The organism is Streptomyces sp. NPDC034043, assembly GCF_055575675.1.
In genome coordinates, this window is record NZ_JBVISF010000007.1 from 60,934 (window position 1) to 77,070 (window position 16,137).

Genomic DNA, 16,137 nt, shown 5'->3' on the forward strand with positions numbered 1-16,137 from the left:
GAACGCCGACGCGCCGCGGGACGGTGTCCCGCGGCGCGTGGGGGGCCGCCCGGGCGGGCGGCGGGGATCAGCGGGCCGTCCTGGTGTGGACGTAGTCCACCAGGCGGGTCAGCGCGTCCGGGTCGGTGGTCGGCAGGACGCCGTGGCCGAGGTTGAAGACGTGGCCCTCCAGGCCGGCCGCGGCGGCCAGCACCTCGTCCGCCTTGGCCTGGACGGCCTCGGGGGTGGAGAAGAGGACGGCGGGGTCCAGGTTGCCCTGGAGCGCCTTGCCGGGGCCGACGCGACGGACGGCCTCGTCCAGCGCGACCCGGTAGTCGACGCCCATGACGTCCGCGCCCGCCTCGCCCATCAGGCCGAGCAGCTCACCCGTGCCCACGCCGAAGTGGATGCGCGGGACGCCGTACGGGGCGACGGAGTCCAGGACCTTCGCGGAGGCGGGCATGACCGAGCGGCGGTAGTCCGCCGGGGCGAGGGCGCCGACCCAGGAGTCGAAGAGCTGGACCGCGGAGGCGCCGGCCTCGATCTGGACCTTCAGGAAGGCGGAGGTGATCTCGGCGAGGCGGTCGAGCAGCTCGGCCCACAGCTCCGGCTCCCCGTACATCAGGGCCTTGGTGTGCTCGTGGTTCTTGGAGGGGCCGCCCTCGACGAGGTAGCTCGCGAGGGTGAAAGGCGCGCCGGCGAAGCCGATCAACGGCGTGCCGCCCAGTTCACCCGTGAGCATGCCGATCGCCTCGGTGACGTACGGGACGTCCTCCGGGGTGAGGTCGCGCAGCTGTGCGAGGTCCTCGCGGCGGCGGATCGGCCGGGCGACGACCGGGCCGACGCCCGGCTTGATGTCGAGGTCGACGCCGATGGCCTTCAGCGGCACCACGATGTCGGAGAAGAAGATCGCCGCGTCGACGCCGTGGCGCCGCACGGGCTGCATGGTGATCTCGGTGACCAGGTCGGGGCGCATGCAGGACTCCAGCATGGCCGTGCCCTCGCGCACCTTGCGGTACTCGGGGAGTGAGCGGCCGGCCTGCCTCATGAACCACACCGGGGTGTGCGGCACCGGCTCCCGCCGGCACGCCTTCAGGAAGGCGGAATCGTACGTCTGGCTCGGCGGGCCCTGGGGGCGGTCGTTGGCACTCACGACCCGAATCTTCGCACGTATGAAGAAGTGCCCGGCCCGGCGCGGGTGTCCCTGCGCCGTACGGGCGCTCGTTCCGCCTAGTCTTCCCGGCATGGCTGCGGCTCAGGGACGATTTTCAGATGGCGCCGAGGGTACGGACAGCGCGAAGGAGAGTTCCGTCCCGCTCCCGTTCCGGCGGGCGGTCGACGGCTTGCGCAAGGCGCGGCTGCGGTCCGGGATCGAGATCGAGCCGACGAAGCCGCCCCAGCGGCTGGCGCCGTACGCCTACGCGCTGGAGGCGGCGGTGGTGGAGGGCGAGGACGACCTCGCCGACGGCCGGCTGATCCTGCTCCACGATCCGGCGGGGCACGACGCCTGGCAGGGCACCTTCCGGCTGGTGACGCTGGTACGGGCCGAGCTGGAACCGGAGATGGCGGCGGACCCGCTGCTGCCGGAGGTGTGCTGGTCCTGGCTGACGGGGGCGCTGGAGGCGCGCGGGCTGGCGTACGGGGAGGCGAGCGGCACCGTGACGATGGCGGCCTCGCACTACTTCGGCGGGCTCGCGGAGCGGCGTCCGGCCACCCAGATCGAGATCAGGGCCTCGTGGACGCCGCGCGAGGGGGTGGGCGGGGTGCCGGACACGACCGCGCACCTGGCGGCGTGGTGCGAGCTGCTGTGCCAGATCGCGGGGCTGCCTCCGATGGGGCCGACGGACAACGTCACGGGCGTGGTGTCACTGCCACAGCGGCGCGGTCCGCACCACCCGTAGCCGGCCGCCCCGAGGGGGCCGTCCGGCCCCGCGCGCGCACGGGAACGACCGCTCGATGTCGTAACGGTGTGTCAGAAGTGCGTTCGCCGGGCGACCTTCTGATCGCCCTATGATCGATCGTGCGTCCGAATTGCCCGAATTGTTACTCACCAAATCGTGATCATTCCCTAAAGCCGGGTGGGTGACGTGCCGAAGGATTCAGTGACCATCCGCACGGTGCGAACCGGCTTCCTTCCCCAAGCCGGCCGTCCCGCCACTCCCCCAGGAGGCCTAGGTGTCCGTTCTTCTCGAGCAGCCCGCAAGCCTGGTCGCCTACCGCCCGAACAAGCCGACGGCCATGGTCGTCGTGGCCGACCCGCGCGTCCGTTCCACCGTGACCCGCCATCTGTGGGCCCTCGGAGTCCGTGACGTGATCGAGGCTTCGTCCATCGCGGAGGCCCGCCCCCGCGTCGGCAGCCCGCGCGACATCTGCGTGGCCGACGTACACCTGCCCGACGGTTCCGGTCTCACCCTGCTCTCCGAGACCCGCGCCGCCGGCTGGCCGAACGGCCTGGCCCTGTCCGCCGCCGATGACATCGGTGCCGTGCGCAACGCCCTCGCGGGCGGAGTGAAGGGCTACGTCGTCACGGGTACGCGGACCAACATCGGGCTCCCCACCCGGCCCGGCGCCGCCCCCATCGGCGCCGCCGCCGCCCGTATGCACCGCCGCCCCCCGGGTGCCCCGAGCCACCCGGGCGGCTACCGAGAGCTCTCCGGCCGCGAGGTCGAGGTCCTGCGCCTCGTCGCGGAGGGCCAGTCCAACAAGGCCATCGGCGTCTCGATGGGCCTGTCCGCCCTGACCGTCAAGTCCCACCTCGCCCGGATCGCCCGCAAGCTGGGCACCGGCGACCGGGCCGGGATGGTCGCCGTCGCGCTGCGGACGGGGATCATCCACTGATCCCGTCCCGAGGTTCCCGGGCGTACCGCCAGGAGACCCCGGGAACCGGCCGCCTTTCTTCCCCGCGCGCCCGTCGACGGAACGTTCCGGCGACGGGCGCGTCCCATACACGGATACCCTTTACCGGTGACCGACGCCCAAGAGACCGCAGCACACCTGCGCACCACCACCGGGGGCGGCCCCCCGGACGCCGAGGTTCCGTCCGATGGGCAGCCGACGCCGATTCCCTTGCTCGAGCCCCGTGAGGGCATCCCGCCGGTCGTCGCCGACGCCGAGGCCCTCGCCCGCGTCGTCGCGGCCTTCGCCTCCGGCACCGGGCCCGTGGCCGTGGACGCCGAGCGCGCCTCCGGCTACCGGTACGGCCAGCGCGCCTACCTCGTGCAGCTGCGCCGCGAGGGCGCGGGCTCCGCGCTGATCGACCCGGTCGGCTGCCCGGACCTGTCCGCGCTGGGCGAGGCCCTCTCCGGGACCGAGTGGATCCTGCACGCCGCCACCCAGGACCTGCCGTGCCTGCGTGAAATAGGCATGGTGCCCGCCTCCCTCTTCGACACGGAGCTGGCCGGCCGCCTCGCCGGCTTCCCCCGGGTCGGACTCGGCGCCATGGTCGAGAGCGTGCTCGGCTACGCCCTGGAGAAGGGGCACTCCGCCGTCGACTGGTCCACCCGCCCGCTCCCCGAGCCGTGGCTGCGCTACGCCGCGCTCGACGTGGAGCTGCTGGTGGACCTGCGGGACGCGCTGGAGAAGGAACTGGACCGGCAGGGCAAGCTGGAGTGGGCCCGCCAGGAGTTCGACGCCATCGCCTCGGCCCCGCCCGCCCCGCCCCGCAAGGACCCCTGGCGCCGCACCTCCGGCATGCACAAGGTGCGCCGCCGCCGGCAGATGGCGGTCGTACGGGAGCTGTGGGAGTCCCGCGACCGCATCGCGCAGCGCCGGGACGTTTCCCCCGGCAAGGTACTGGGCGACGCCGCGATCGTGGAGGCGGCCCTGGCCCTGCCCGTGAACGTGCACGCCCTGTCGGCCCTGCCCGGGTACGGCCAGCGGATGGGCCGGCGCCAGCTGGACCAGTGGATGGCCGCCGTGGAGCGGGCGAGGGCCCTGCCCGAGAGCGAGCTGCCGCAGCCGGGCGCGTCCCCCTCGGGCCCGCCCCCGCCGCGTTCCTGGGCGGACAAGGACCCGGTCGCCGCGGCCAGGCTGTCGGCGGCCCGTGCGGCCGTCTCGGCCCTGGCCGAGCGGCTGAACCTGCCGCAGGAGAACCTGATCACCCCGGACACGGTGCGCCGGGTGTGCTGGGAGCCGCCCAAGCCGCTCGACGCGGACGCGGTGGCGCAGGCCCTGGCCGGCCACGGCGCCCGCCCCTGGCAGATCGAGCAGGTGACCCCGGGCCTGGTCACGGCCCTGGCCGCGACCGCCTGAGCCGCCGAACCCCGTGCAGGCCCCCGGCTCCCGAGCCGGGGGCCTGCGCGCGTTCCTCCCGCTGTGCGGGAGTCTGCCGCCGCTCCGGCCGGCGCCGGCGGAGTGTGACCTTCGCCGCTCCTCGGGGAGGGGGTGTGCACATTGGTTACCCGCAAGTAGCATGGGCCGGGTGAGCGGGCGCTCAGCCACACCGGCCGGGCCGCCCCCGCGCAGCAGCGCCATCCCGTACCTGGAGGAGAGCCAACGTGCCTCGTACCGTCAGGGACGTCGTCTTCGTCGACGGCGTCCGCACCCCGTTCGGCAAGGCGGGCCCGAAGGGCATCTACCACGAGACCCGCGCCGACGACCTCGTCGTGAAGGCGATCCGGGAGCTGCTGCGCCGCAACCCGGACCTGGACCCCAAGAAGATCGACGAGGTCGCCATCGCCGCGACCACGCAGATCGGCGACCAGGGCCTGACGCTGGGCCGCACGGCCGGCATCCTCGCGGGCCTGCCGCAGTCCGTCCCGGGCTACTCCATCGACCGCATGTGCGCCGGCGCGCTGACCGCCGTGACCGCGGTCGCGGGCGGCGTGGCCTTCGGTGCGTACGACGTCGCCCTCGCCGGCGGTGTCGAGCACATGGGCCGCCACCCCATGGGCGAGGGCGTGGACCCGAACCCGCGCTTCGTCTCCGAGAAGCTGGTCGACGAGTCCGCCCTGTTCATGGGCATGACCGCCGAGAACCTGCACGACCGGTACCCGACGATCACCAAGCTCCGCGCCGACCAGTACGCCGTGCGCTCGCAGGAGAAGGCCGCCAAGGCGTACGCCGACGGCAAGATCCAGCAGGACCTGGTCCCGATCTCGGTGCGCAACACCAACGAGGCCGCGGGCGAGACGGGCTGGGGCCTGGTCACCTCCGACGAGCCGATGCGCCCGGGCACCACCCTGGAGAACCTGGCCGGCCTGAAGACCCCGTTCCGTACGCACGGCCGGGTCACCGCGGGCAACGCCGCCGGTCTCAACGACGGTGCCACCGCCGCGATCATCGCGTCCGAGGACTTCGCCCGGGAGAACAACCTCCCGGTCAAGATGCGCCTGGTCTCGTACTCCTTCGCGGGCGTCGAGCCGGAGGTCATGGGTTACGGCCCGATCCCGGCCACCGAGAAGGCCCTCGCCCAGGCCGGCCTGTCCATCGAGGACATCGGCCTGTTCGAGATCAACGAGGCCTTCGCCGTGCAGGTGCTGGCCTTCCTGGAGCACTACGGCATCGCCGACGACGACGCCCGGGTGAACCAGTACGGCGGCGCCATCGCGTTCGGCCACCCGCTGGCCTCCTCCGGCGTCCGCCTGATGACGCAGCTGGCCCGCCAGTTCGAGGAGCAGCCGCACGTCCGCTACGGCCTGACCACCATGTGCGTCGGCTTCGGCATGGGCGCCACGGTCATCTGGGAGAACCCGCACTTCACCGCCGAGGGAGACGCCAAGTGAGCACCACCGCTGAGCTCCTGAAGGGTGCGGCCGAGCTGTTCCCGGACGAGGTCGTCACGTCCGCGCACGTCCGCCACCTGGACCTGCCGTTCGGCGCCGGGCGCTTCGCGCTCATCACGCTGGACAACGGCTTCGACCACACCAAGCCGACCACCTTCGGCCCGCAGTCCCTCGCCAACCTGAACGCGGCGATCGACCAGGTCGAGCAGGAGGCCACCGCCGGCTCCATCGTCGGCGCGGGCATCACCGGCAAGCCGTTCATCTTCGCCGTCGGCGCCGACCTCAAGGGCGTCGAGCTGCTGAAGAAGCACGACGACGCGCTCGCCATCGGCAAGGGCGGCCACGACGTCTTCAAGCGCCTCTCCGCGCTGGCCGTCCCCACCTTCGCGTACTACAACGGCGCGGCGATGGGCGGCGGTGTCGAGGTCGGCCTGCACTGCTCCTACCGCACCGTCTCGAAGGCCATCCCGGCCTTCTCCCTGCCCGAGGTCTTCCTCGGCCTGGTTCCGGGCTGGGGCGGCTGCGCCATCCTCCCGAACCTGATCGGCGCGGAGCGCGCGGTCTCGGTCATCATCGAGAACTCGCTGAACCAGAACCGCCAGCTCAAGGGCAAGCAGGTCTTCGAGCTCGGCATCGCCGACGCGATCTTCGAGGGCGCGGACTTCCTGGAGCAGTCCCTGCTGTGGACCGCGAAGGTCCTCAAGGGCGAGACCGAGGTCGTACGGGCCGAGGTCGACCGCGGCGAGGCCTGGGACGCGGCCGTCGCCAAGGGCCGCTTCATCGCGGACTCCAAGGTGCACGGCGCCGCTCCCGCCGCCTACCGCGCGCTGGACATCATCGCCGCGGCCAAGGACGGCGACCTCCAGGCCGGCTTCGACGCCGAGGACACGGCCCTGGCCGACCTCATCATGGGCGGCGAGCTGCGCTCGGGCATCTACGCCTTCAACCTGGTCCAGAAGCGCGGCAAGCGCCCGGCCGGCGCCCCGGACAAGTCGCTGGCGCGCCCGGTGACCAAGGTCGGCGTCGTCGGCGCGGGCCTGATGGCCTCGCAGCTGGCGCTGCTGTTCCTGCGCCGCCTGGAGGTGCCGGTGGTCCTCACCGACATCGACCAGGAGCGCGTGGACAAGGGTGTGGGCTACGTCCACGCCGAGATCCAGAAGCTCCTCGGCAAGGGCCGCATCAACCAGGACAAGGCCAACCGCCTGACCGCCCTGGTGACCGGTGTCCTGGACAAGGCCGAGGGCTTCGCGGACGCGGACTTCATCATCGAGGCCGTGTTCGAGGAGATGTCCGTCAAGCAGAAGGTGTTCGCGGAGGTCGAGGCGGTCGCCCCGGCGCACGCGATCCTCGCCACCAACACCTCCTCGCTGTCGGTCTCGGAGATGGCCTCCAAGCTCCAGCACCCGGAGCGCGTGGTCGGCTTCCACTTCTTCAACCCGGTCGCGATCCTCCCGCTGCTCGAGATCGTCCGCGGCGAGCAGACGGACGATGCCTCGCTGGCCACGGCCTTCGGTGTCGCCAAGAAGCTGAAGAAGACCGCGGTCCTCACCAAGGACGCCCCGGCGTTCGTCGTGAACCGCATCCTCACCCGCTTCATGGGCGAGATCCAGAACGTCATCGACGAGGGCACCCCGGTCGTCACCGCCGAGAAGGCCATCGAGCCGCTCGGCCTGCCGATGTCCCCGCTGGTGCTGCTGGAGCTCGTCGGCCCGGCGATCGGTCTGCACGTCTCCGAGACCCTGAACCGCGCCTTCCCGGAGCGCTTCACCGTCTCGCCGAACCTCAAGCGCGTGGTCGAGGCCGGCAAGCGCGGCTTCTACGTCTACGACTCCGGGAAGCCGGAGCTGGACCCCGAGGTCGCCGCCCTCCTGGTGCAGGGCGACTCCGTCCTGACGGAGGAGCAGGTCCGCGACCGCGTCCTGGACGCGGTGGCGCAGGAGATCGGCCTGATGCTGGAGGAGGGTGTCGTGGCCGAGGCCCAGGACATCGACCTCTGCCTCATCACCGGTGCGGGCTGGCCCTTCCACCTGGGCGGCATCACCCCGTACCTCGACCGTGAGGGCGTCTCCGAGCGGGTGAACGGCAAGAAGTTCCTCGCCCCCGGTGTCGCCAGCGTCCCGGCGTAACACCCCGCGGTACGCAGAACGGCCCCGTCCGCACCTGGTGCGGGCGGGGCCGTTCGCGTGTCACCTGCGGCCGAGCCGACCGGATTTGACCAGGCGCTGGGCGGCCGGCGAGTCCGGATTCAGGGTCAGCGCCCGCCGGGCCGCCTCGCGGCGCAGGTCGTCGCCGGGCTTGCCCAGTTTCGCGGCGGTCTCGGCGATCCGCAGCCAGACCAGGGCGCGCCCGCTGTCCGCGGAGATCTGGATGGCCCGCTCGATCCGCCGCCTGGCCTGGTCGGTCTCCTTGCGGCGGATGTGGGCCTGGGCCATGCCGATGAGCAGGTCGAGGTTCTCGTGCTCGGCGAGCAGCCGCGCGCCGACCTCCAGGACGCCCCGGTCGTCCTTCGCCTCGACGAGGGAGGCGAAGCCGCTGAGGGTGATGTCGGTGAAGGGCGCGTCGTCGTCGGCCCGCTCCCTGGCGGCGAGGAAGGTCCAGCCCTTGCCGCGCCGCCACTTCCAGGTGCGCGGGCCGGGCAGGTCCAGGCGGGTCCGGGTCCGCTCGTTGAAGTGCATGGACAGCTCGGGCCGGCCCTCCCACTGGTCGACGGCGGCGGCCACGTACTCCTCGGCCACCGGGCGCAGGAAGGCGTACCGCTTGGGCTGCATGCAGTAGCCGACGGCCTGGACGTACGGGGTGACCTCGCCCCGGATGTAGCCGACGTCCAGCACCCGGTCGGCCGGCGGGCCGGCCGGGGCGTCCAGGTCGGGCAGCAGGGCGTGGGTGAGGGTGGCGGGGATGCGGTTGCTGTTGGCGTACGGGCGCATCCGGCGGATCACCTCGAGCGCGCCGATCTGGGCGACGGGGATCCCGTACAGGGCGCGGGCGGTGAACAGGCCGGTGGAGAAGCAGCCGATGACCTGGCGGGGGCGCAGGTACTCGAAGACGGTCTCGGCGAGGACCGGTACGTCGAGCAGCAGGAAGGGGACCCCGGCCGCGCGGGCCGCCTCGCCGAGGGTGTCGGCGAGGCTGGAGGGGGCGCTGGGGTGGGGTTTGAAGACGATCGAGGTGTGGCCGAGCCGCAGTGCGTGCCGGAACATGCGCAGGTGCAGCTCCTCCTCTTCCTCCTCGGTGAGGATGCCGAGGGGGGAGAGGTACTGGCCGAGCAGGACGGCGCTCTCCGGGCCGGTCCGGGCGAGCTGCGGCGGGATCACCCGGTCGAGGATCGGCCGGCATTCGTGGGTGACCTCCGCCATCAGCTTGAGGACGGCGGCGGTGTGCACCGGCTGCGAGGGGGTCCCGTACTCGGTGAGGAGCATGGGCAGCAGGGTGGGGACCAGGTCGAGGTAGAGCACCCGTTCGATGCGGCCGTGGATGCTCCGGGGCAGGTCGTTGCGCGTGGGGCCGTAGCTCATGAGCCCGTCGGCGTAGACGGCGAGCGTGGCGTCCGAGAAGATCTTGCAGAGGGTCTGGGCGGGCTTGACCTGGATCGATTCGACGACGAGTTCCAGGGGGCCCGGCCGGATGCCGATCTTCTCCGCCATGATGGTGCGCCACAGCGGGGCGTCCTCGTCCCGGGGGGACCAGAGCGCCGGGTGGAACGGGTAGATGAGGTCGTTCCAGTAGACGACGCGGTGGAAGCGCGCGAGCACGGCGGCGGCGCCCGGCATCTGGTGCAGGGGCGTCGCGACTTCGGGGATGTCGACGTTGTTGCACACGAGCAGGATGCGCTCGCGGTCGTCGTGGCCGAGCTGGCCGGCGTCGACGGCGGCGGCCACCGTCATCGCGCCGTAGAGGGTGGAGGCGGCGAATATCCGGGTCATCGGGCGGCGGCGCCCAGGTGACGGGACATCAGTGCTCTGAGCTTCTTCACGCGTGTGGAGTCCATTCCTTCCAGCGTCCCCTCGAGGACGTCCTGCGGGAGGTCGAAGAGGATCTGCGCGGCCCGCTCCATCAGCAGGCCGCGGGTGAGTTCCTCGTACGACTCGGCGCGGTCCATGTGAATGACGATGAGCGCGCAGAGGGTTCGCATCGCCTTGAAGGAGAGTTCATATCCGCGCGGATGTCCCGCGAGCTCCTCGAATATGAGGCGGAAGGCCGGAAGGAAGTCGAGCTGCCGCTCGTCGGGGACCTTCGTCAGGGAAGTGGCCACATCGCGGCGGTAGAAGATGCCGTGGAGGTCGACGACTCCGAAGGAACGCGTCCGCAGGTGCAGTTTGTAGAACCAGGGGCGGTCCTCGGCGGTGCGCAGGCTCTCGTCGAAGAACAGCGCGCCGGCCTCCAGGAGGCGCTCGCGGTCGTAGATACCGGCCCAGGACTGCGGGTAGTCCATGAAGGTCGAGGCGTCGACCGGGCCGATGTAATCGGCGGGATTCAGTGGAAGGGCCCTCGGCGCGAGGGGCGCCATGACGATCTTCCGCTTTCTGCCGTAGACACGGACATGGCCGGTGCGCAGGAAATCGACGCCGGCCTGGCTCATCCAGCCGACCAGTTGCGCCAGATATCCCGGGGCGTACCAGTCGTCGCCGTCGAGGAAGGTGAAGAAGCGTCCGCGGGCGGCTGCGAGGCCTATGTTGCGGGTGGCCGATATCCCCAGATTCCGTTCGTTCCGGATCAGTACGGCACCGGGAATCCCCGGCACCATTTCCCGCAGGATCTCTGACGTCCCGTCAACGGATCCGTCGTCCACGACGATGAACTCGAAATCCTCCCGGGCATTGAGCGCCAGCGACTTGAGCGCCGTCCGGCAGAACTCCCGGACGTCACACATCGCGACGATCACCGAAAGGGTAACCACCGGAAGCACTCACCTTCTCCCCATTGCCCACACACCTCCGCCGAAGCCGCACGGACGGACCGGACATCATGATAGGAGCGCCCGGAGAGGCCGCCGGAACGCCCGGGTGTGACGTACAACTCCCTCGGCGGTCGAAGCCTTTTCGTGACACGTAAGGCTGAGGTGAGCATGTAGGGTCTATCGGGCCCGGCGGCAGTCCCGCCCCTGCCCGCGCTCGGCCGCGGGTACGCCGACGGCAGTTGGGCTCCGCCGACCGACCCGGGAATCACCAAGTGCGCATCCACGTGCTCGCAGACTCCGACACCCGCTGGAAATGGGGCGCGGGGCTGGCGGTGGGCCTGGCACCGGGCAGCGAGGTGCACGCCCACATGCTGCGCGGCCGCAGCACCCCGACCGCGCGCCAGCTGGCGGAGGTCGGCATCACCCCCGCCTCGATCACCGAGGCCACGCTCGCCGGTTTCGCGGCGGCGCCGGAACTCGACGGAGCGGATCTGATCATCCTGGGCACGGTGGGCGGCGCCACGCACGCGGCCCTGCACGCGCTCGCCCACCGGTTCGCGGGAGCGCCCCGGCGGCCGATCGTGATGACCGGATACGTCGGCGTCGTCTACGAGAAGATGGCCGACGGGCTCCTGCTGCGCGCCGGCGCCGACATCGTCCTCGCCAACAGCCCTTTCGACCGGCGCCGTTTCACCGAGGTGTACGCACCCCTCGGAATTCCCGTTTCCTGCATCGTGCAGACGGCGCTCCCCTTTCTCGACCAGAGACCGTACGACCCGAGCCGGACCCACGCCACCCATCCCTATACGGTCTGCTTCGCCGTCCAGCCCTCGGTGCCCGCCGACCGCAACGGCCGGCTCTACATGCTGCGCCGCGCCATATCCCACGCGCGACTGCGCCCGGGGCGCGACGTACTGGTCAAACTACGCAGCAGGCCAGGTGAGGCGACCACCCACGTGGAGGCCTTCCACTACCAGGTCCTCGCGGAACAGCTGGACGAGCCGCTGCCGCCCAATCTGCATTTCGTGTACGGAAACATGTCGGACACCCTCGACCGTACCGACCTGCTGGTGACGGTCAGTTCCACCGCCGCGCTGGAATCGATGCACCGCGGAATGCCGACCGCCATCCTCAGCGACCTCGGCGTTCGGGAAGTCCACGGAAACCACTATTTCACCGGTTCCGGCTGCGTCACCGACTGGACCGCGATAGACGAGGGCGACGCCCCGCTCGCGGACGAATCCTGGACGGCCGACCAGGGCATCCGCGCGGTGAATCCGTACGGGGAACTGCGCCACCGCATCGAACAGCTGCGCGGTGTCCCGCTGCCGCCGATATCCCCGTACTACACGGCCGGCAGCGCACCCGAATACGTGGGGACGCTGCTGCGCCGCCGGGGCCTGAACCCGGACGGCTCCCCCGGCGCGGGCGCCGCCGCGGGGCGCCCGAGCGGCCCCATGCGGCGCACCTCCCGCCGCGTGCTGAAGGTGGCCTACCAGTTCGGGGTCCAGCGCGTGGCCCCGAAGATCCAGCAGTGGGGCGGCGTATGAGCGCCCCCGTCGTCGGCACCCCAGGGGGAAGCCTCGTGAACGTCACCGCCGTCATACCCGCCCGGGGCGGCTCCAAGGGCATCCCCGGGAAGAACACCGCCGAGGTCGGCGGGGTCCCGCTCGTCGCCCGCGCGGTCCTCGCCTGCCGGGGCGCGGCCCACGTGACCCGGGTCGTGGTCTCCACGGACGACGCGGCCATCGCCCGGGCCGCCCGCGAGGCCGGCGCCGAGGTCGTCGACCGCCCCGCCGAGCTGGGCTCCGACCTGGCCTCCAGCGAGTCCGCGCTGCTGCACGCGCTGGACGTACTGGAGGAGCGGCACGGGGAACCCGTGGACGTCCTCGTCTTCGTCCAGTGCACCAGCCCCTTCACCACCCCGGAGGAGGTCGACGGGACGGTCCTGGCCGTGGTCCGCGACGGCGCCGACTCCGCCTTCACCGCGGTGCCCTTCCACGGCTTCCTGTGGGGCACCGGCCCCGAGGGGGCCGGCCCGGGCCACCACGCGCACGGGGTCAACCACGACAGCTCCGTACGCCTGCGCCGCCAGGACCGCACCCCCGAGTACCTGGAGTCGGGCGCCGTCTACGCCATGCGCGCCGACGGCTTCCGCCGGCACGGCCACCGCTTCTTCGGCCGGACCCAGCTCGTCCCCACGGCCCCGGAGCGGGCCATCGAGATCGACGAGCCCGGCGACCTCGGCCGGGCACGGGCGCTGGCCCCCCTCCTCGACCCGCAGCAGACTCCGGCGGCCCCGTCGTCGCCGGACCCCTCGCAGTACCCCGGAAAGGAACTCTGAACAGTGGTGCACAGCAACCGGATCCGCCGCATCGGGAACAAGGAGGTCGGCCCCGGCCGGCCCACCTATGTGATCGGTGAGATCGGGATCAACCACAACGGTGAGCTCGCGAACGCCCTCGCGCTGATCGACGCGGCCGCCGACGCGGGCTGTGACGCGGTGAAGTTCCAGAAGCGCACCCCCGAGATATGCACCCCGCGCGACCAGTGGGACATCGAGCGGGACACCCCCTGGGGGCGGATGACCTACATCGACTACCGCCACCGCGTCGAGTTCGGAGAGGACGAGTACCGTGCCATCGGCGAGCACTGCGCCGCCCGGGGCATCGACTGGTTCGCCTCCCCGTGGGACACCGAGGCCGTGACCTTCCTGGAGAAGTTCGGCGTACCGGCCCACAAGGTGGCCTCCGCCTCCCTGACCGACGACGAGCTGCTCCTCGCCCTGCGCGCGACCGGCAAGACGGTCATCCTGTCCACCGGCATGTCCACCCCCCAGCAGATCCGGCACGCGGTGGAGGTGCTGGGCAGCGCCAACGTCGTCCTGCTGCACGCCACTTCGACGTACCCGGCCAAGGCCGAGGAACTCAACCTGCGCGTGATCAACACGCTCCAGGAGGAATACCCCAACGTCCCGATCGGCTACTCCGGCCACGAGACCGGCCTGCAGACCACCCTGGCCGCCGTCGCCCTCGGCGCCTGCGCCGTCGAGCGGCACATCACCCTCGACCGCGCCATGTGGGGCTCCGACCAGGCGGCCTCCGTGGAGCCCGGCGGCCTCGCCCGGCTGGTCCGCGACATCCGCACCATCGAGACCGCCCTCGGTGACGGCGTCAAGCGCGTCTACGCCTCGGAACTGGGCCCCATGAAGAAGCTGCGCCGCGTCCAGGGCACCCTCGCCGCCGAGGGGGTGACGGCCTCGGCATGAGCGACACCCTCGCCCTGGTGGAGAGCCCGGCTCAACTACTGAACGTCCTGGAGTGGGCGTACGTCCACCCGGGCGAGGCAGCGTCCCTCACCATCGCCGTCCTCCAGCCGACGGACCCGCGCTCGCGTGCGCAGGTCCGCCGGCTGTGCCGGTTCGCCTCGCAGTCCAAGGTGGTCTGGCGGCGCTACGAGGTGCGCGCCGGCTACCTGGGACGCGCGGGGGAGCTGGTCCGTCTCGGCCGGGCGGTCGCGGCCGCCCGGCGCCTGGTCATCGGGGACCTCTTCTCCCGTACGATCCAGCTGCTGCTGCCCCGCTCCAAGGCCCGTGAGGTGGTCGTCGTCGACGACGGCACCGCCACCACCGAGCTGGTCAGCCTGCTCACCTGCGGCCGGCAGCTGACCCGCTGGCACCAGGGCGAGCTCAAGCCCTCCGCCAAGGGCGGCCCGGTGAACCGCTGGCTGGCCCGCGGGGACCTGGAACGGGCCACCTTCTTCACCTGCATGCCGGTCACCGCACCGCCCGGCACCGAGGTGCGGCCCAACGACTACGCCTGGAGCCGGGCGGCCTTCGGCCCGGTGCGGGTGCGGTCCGGGGCCGACCTGGCGGGCAGCTCCCTGGTGGAGACCGGCGTCGTCGACGAGGACCGGTACATCGAAGCGGTCGGCTGGATCGCGCACCACCGGGCGGCCGGACGCTACTTCGCGCACCGCAGGGAGAGCGGCCCCAAGCTGGAGCGGATCGCCGCGCTCACCGGCATGGAGATCGTCCATCCCGAGCTGCCGCTCGAACTGACCGCGCTGACCGAGCCCATCGCCCGGACCGTGCTCACCTTCGCGTCCACCATCGCCTACACCCTGCCCATCGTGCTGGCCGGCTCCCCCGTGCGGGTGGAGCTGTGCGACATCGACGACGCCTGGATCACCCCGGACACGGCCGGGCGCTCGGTGGACTTCCTGCACCGGATATCGGCGCTGGCGGTGGACCGGCACAACCTGCCGAGGATCCCGCCCCAGGGGCGGCGGCGCCCCGAGCCGTCAGAACCGCTGCCAGCGGCCCAGTGACAGGCCGGAGCTGTCCTTCTGCCGGTTGACCAGCAGTTCGCCCCGGGCACCGATACAGGCGATGACGACCATCCCCCGGGCGTCGACGGCGAGGGCCGGGGAGCCCAGGCACTCCTCGCCGATCTCGGTCCACCAGAGTCCGGCGGCCTCGTGTTCCGTGGGGTACCCCGCCAGGGCGGTGCGCCCGTTGACTGCCCGGTAGGCCAGCACCGTGCAGTCGTGGCCGTCGACCACCGCGCGCACGGCGGCCACCGCCCCGGCCGCCGGCCCGCCGCCCAGCGCCAGCACCCCGGCGCCGTCCCGGCAGGCGAACACCCCGCTCCCGTCGGCGGCGTGCCAGAAGTGGGTGACGCGGCCCGGAGCCGTCTCCAGCGTGCGCACCGAACCGTCCTGCGCGAGGTACGGGATGTCCTCGCCCCGCTCCAGCGGGCCGCCGGGCCCCGACTGGGCCCAGCGGGAGAGTCCCCTCTCGCCGGGCGCGGCCAGCCAGATCCTGCCCTCGGGGGTGGAGTCGGCGCCGGTGCCCTCGAAGAACTTGCTGCCGCGGAGGTCTTCCCAGTCCCGCCAGCCGCCCTTCCTGTCCTGGCGTTTGACGTGGACGCCGCGCCCGGCGTTGCGGACGAAGACGTGGGGCGTGCCCTGGGCGTCCACCGCCAGCGTCGGGGGGCCTCCGCGGTGGTGCATCTCGGGCCGCTGGTAGAGGGTGCCGAGGGAATGCCAGGGCCCCATCGGGCGGCCGGTCTGGTACTGCACCGCGTGGTGGTAGGTGACCGTCTCGGCGTCCCCGGTCCTGGTGCGGCGCCGGCCCGCGAAATGGGCGTACCCGTCGGGTCCCTGGCCCACCGTGAGGTCGGTCAGCCCGTCGGCGGGGAAGAGGTCGGGGCCGCTCCAGCCGGGTCCGCCGGGGGCGCGTTCGGTCCAGCGGAGCAGGCCGCTCTCGGCGCGCGCGTAGGCGGTGAGCCGGCCGTCCTTGCCGGCGAGGAGCCAACGGCCGGTCAGGGGGCCCAGCGCCACGGTGTTCCAGTCGCCCGCGGGGACTCGGCCCGCTCCGGGGGAGGGCCGCTCGGGGGACCTGTTCGGAGCGCGTCGGGATCGCGTCGCCATGAACCGCAGCAACCCTTCCGCTTCACCATTCGAACAGAATCAGGATACCCCGGGGGCCCGGGGCGGCCTCCTGCGTCTATGTTGTAGCCCGCGAGATCCCCCCGA

The 16,137-nt window shown here is 72.0% G+C and carries 12 protein-coding genes and 1 pseudogene; 9 read left to right on the forward strand and 4 right to left on the reverse strand.

Annotated features, from left to right (window positions below):
• Positions 1–67: 67 nt before the first annotated feature.
• On the reverse strand, positions 68–1,132 hold the full coding sequence (gene hemE / locus ACZ51S_RS18750; protein WP_388938550.1) for a uroporphyrinogen decarboxylase: 1,065 nt from the start codon (positions 1,130–1,132) through the stop codon (positions 68–70).
• A 91-nt stretch (positions 1,133–1,223) separates the two neighbouring features.
• On the opposite strand from hemE, the gene ACZ51S_RS18755 reads away from it, so the two are divergent.
• The 5 genes from ACZ51S_RS18755 (at position 1,224) to ACZ51S_RS18775 (ending at position 7,828) form a co-directional block, all read left to right on the forward strand.
• The gene (locus tag ACZ51S_RS18755) at positions 1,224–1,880 is read left to right on the forward strand and encodes a DUF3000 domain-containing protein (RefSeq protein ID WP_388938548.1); all 657 of its coding nucleotides are present in this window, start codon (positions 1,224–1,226) and stop codon (positions 1,878–1,880) included.
• Positions 1,881–2,154: 274 nt separating this feature from the next.
• Entirely contained in the window at positions 2,155–2,817 is a 663-nt protein-coding gene (locus tag ACZ51S_RS18760; protein ID WP_007267191.1) for a helix-turn-helix transcriptional regulator, read from the forward strand.
• Positions 2,818–2,943: 126 nt separating this feature from the next.
• Positions 2,944–4,230, forward strand: coding sequence for an HRDC domain-containing protein (locus ACZ51S_RS18765; RefSeq protein WP_468961484.1), 1,287 nt, complete (start codon positions 2,944–2,946; stop codon positions 4,228–4,230).
• Between the two features lie 245 nt (positions 4,231–4,475).
• Positions 4,476–5,702, forward strand: a complete 1,227-nt coding sequence (locus ACZ51S_RS18770) for a thiolase family protein (protein WP_388938543.1) — start codon at positions 4,476–4,478, stop codon at positions 5,700–5,702.
• Entirely contained in the window at positions 5,699–7,828 is a 2,130-nt protein-coding gene (locus tag ACZ51S_RS18775) for a 3-hydroxyacyl-CoA dehydrogenase NAD-binding domain-containing protein (RefSeq protein WP_468475406.1), read from the forward strand. The genes ACZ51S_RS18770 and ACZ51S_RS18775 overlap by 4 nt, the downstream gene beginning before the upstream one ends.
• Positions 7,829–7,888: 60 nt before the next feature.
• Here ACZ51S_RS18775 and ACZ51S_RS18780 read toward each other — a convergent pair whose 3' ends face one another.
• On the reverse strand, positions 7,889–9,625 hold the full coding sequence (locus ACZ51S_RS18780; RefSeq protein WP_468802749.1) for a polysialyltransferase family glycosyltransferase: 1,737 nt from the start codon (positions 9,623–9,625) through the stop codon (positions 7,889–7,891).
• A complete protein-coding gene (locus ACZ51S_RS18785) occupies positions 9,622–10,584 on the reverse strand; it encodes a glycosyltransferase family 2 protein (RefSeq protein ID WP_468961486.1) in 963 nt (320 codons plus the stop codon). The genes ACZ51S_RS18780 and ACZ51S_RS18785 overlap by 4 nt, the downstream gene beginning before the upstream one ends.
• A 287-nt stretch (positions 10,585–10,871) precedes the next feature.
• Here ACZ51S_RS18785 and ACZ51S_RS18790 point away from each other — a divergent pair, with 287 nt between their 5' ends.
• From ACZ51S_RS18790 to ACZ51S_RS18805, 4 genes and pseudogenes are all read left to right on the forward strand, one after another.
• On the forward strand, positions 10,872–12,149 hold the full coding sequence (locus tag ACZ51S_RS18790) for a DUF6716 putative glycosyltransferase (RefSeq protein WP_468802752.1): 1,278 nt from the start codon (positions 10,872–10,874) through the stop codon (positions 12,147–12,149).
• Positions 12,146–12,913: pseudogene (locus ACZ51S_RS18795) on the forward strand (acylneuraminate cytidylyltransferase family protein); the annotation flags it as partial. The gene ACZ51S_RS18790 and the pseudogene ACZ51S_RS18795, both read left to right, overlap by 4 nt.
• A gap of 33 nt (positions 12,914–12,946) precedes the next feature.
• Complete coding sequence (locus ACZ51S_RS18800) at positions 12,947–13,867, forward strand: N-acetylneuraminate synthase family protein (protein ID WP_388938531.1); 921 nt, start codon at positions 12,947–12,949, stop codon at positions 13,865–13,867.
• A complete protein-coding gene (locus ACZ51S_RS18805) occupies positions 13,864–14,928 on the forward strand; it encodes a hypothetical protein (protein ID WP_388938529.1) in 1,065 nt (354 codons plus the stop codon). The genes ACZ51S_RS18800 and ACZ51S_RS18805 overlap by 4 nt, the downstream gene beginning before the upstream one ends.
• Here ACZ51S_RS18805 and ACZ51S_RS18810 read toward each other — a convergent pair.
• On the reverse strand, positions 14,902–16,032 hold the full coding sequence (locus tag ACZ51S_RS18810; RefSeq protein ID WP_468961489.1) for a PLL family lectin: 1,131 nt from the start codon (positions 16,030–16,032) through the stop codon (positions 14,902–14,904). The two genes, ACZ51S_RS18805 and ACZ51S_RS18810, sit on opposite strands and share 27 nt — an antisense overlap.
• Between the last annotated feature and the right edge of the window lie 105 nt (positions 16,033–16,137).

Coding starts and splice junctions, on each gene's coding strand:
- ACZ51S_RS18810 (WP_468961489.1), bottom strand. CDS start 16,032: ATGGCGACGCGATCCCGACGCGCTCCGAACAGGTCCCCCGAGCGGCCC.
- ACZ51S_RS18755 (WP_388938548.1), top strand. CDS start 1,224: ATGGCTGCGGCTCAGGGACGATTTTCAGATGGCGCCGAGGGTACGGAC.
- ACZ51S_RS18780 (WP_468802749.1), bottom strand. CDS start 9,625: ATGACCCGGATATTCGCCGCCTCCACCCTCTACGGCGCGATGACGGTG.
- ACZ51S_RS18805 (WP_388938529.1), top strand. CDS start 13,864: ATGAGCGACACCCTCGCCCTGGTGGAGAGCCCGGCTCAACTACTGAAC.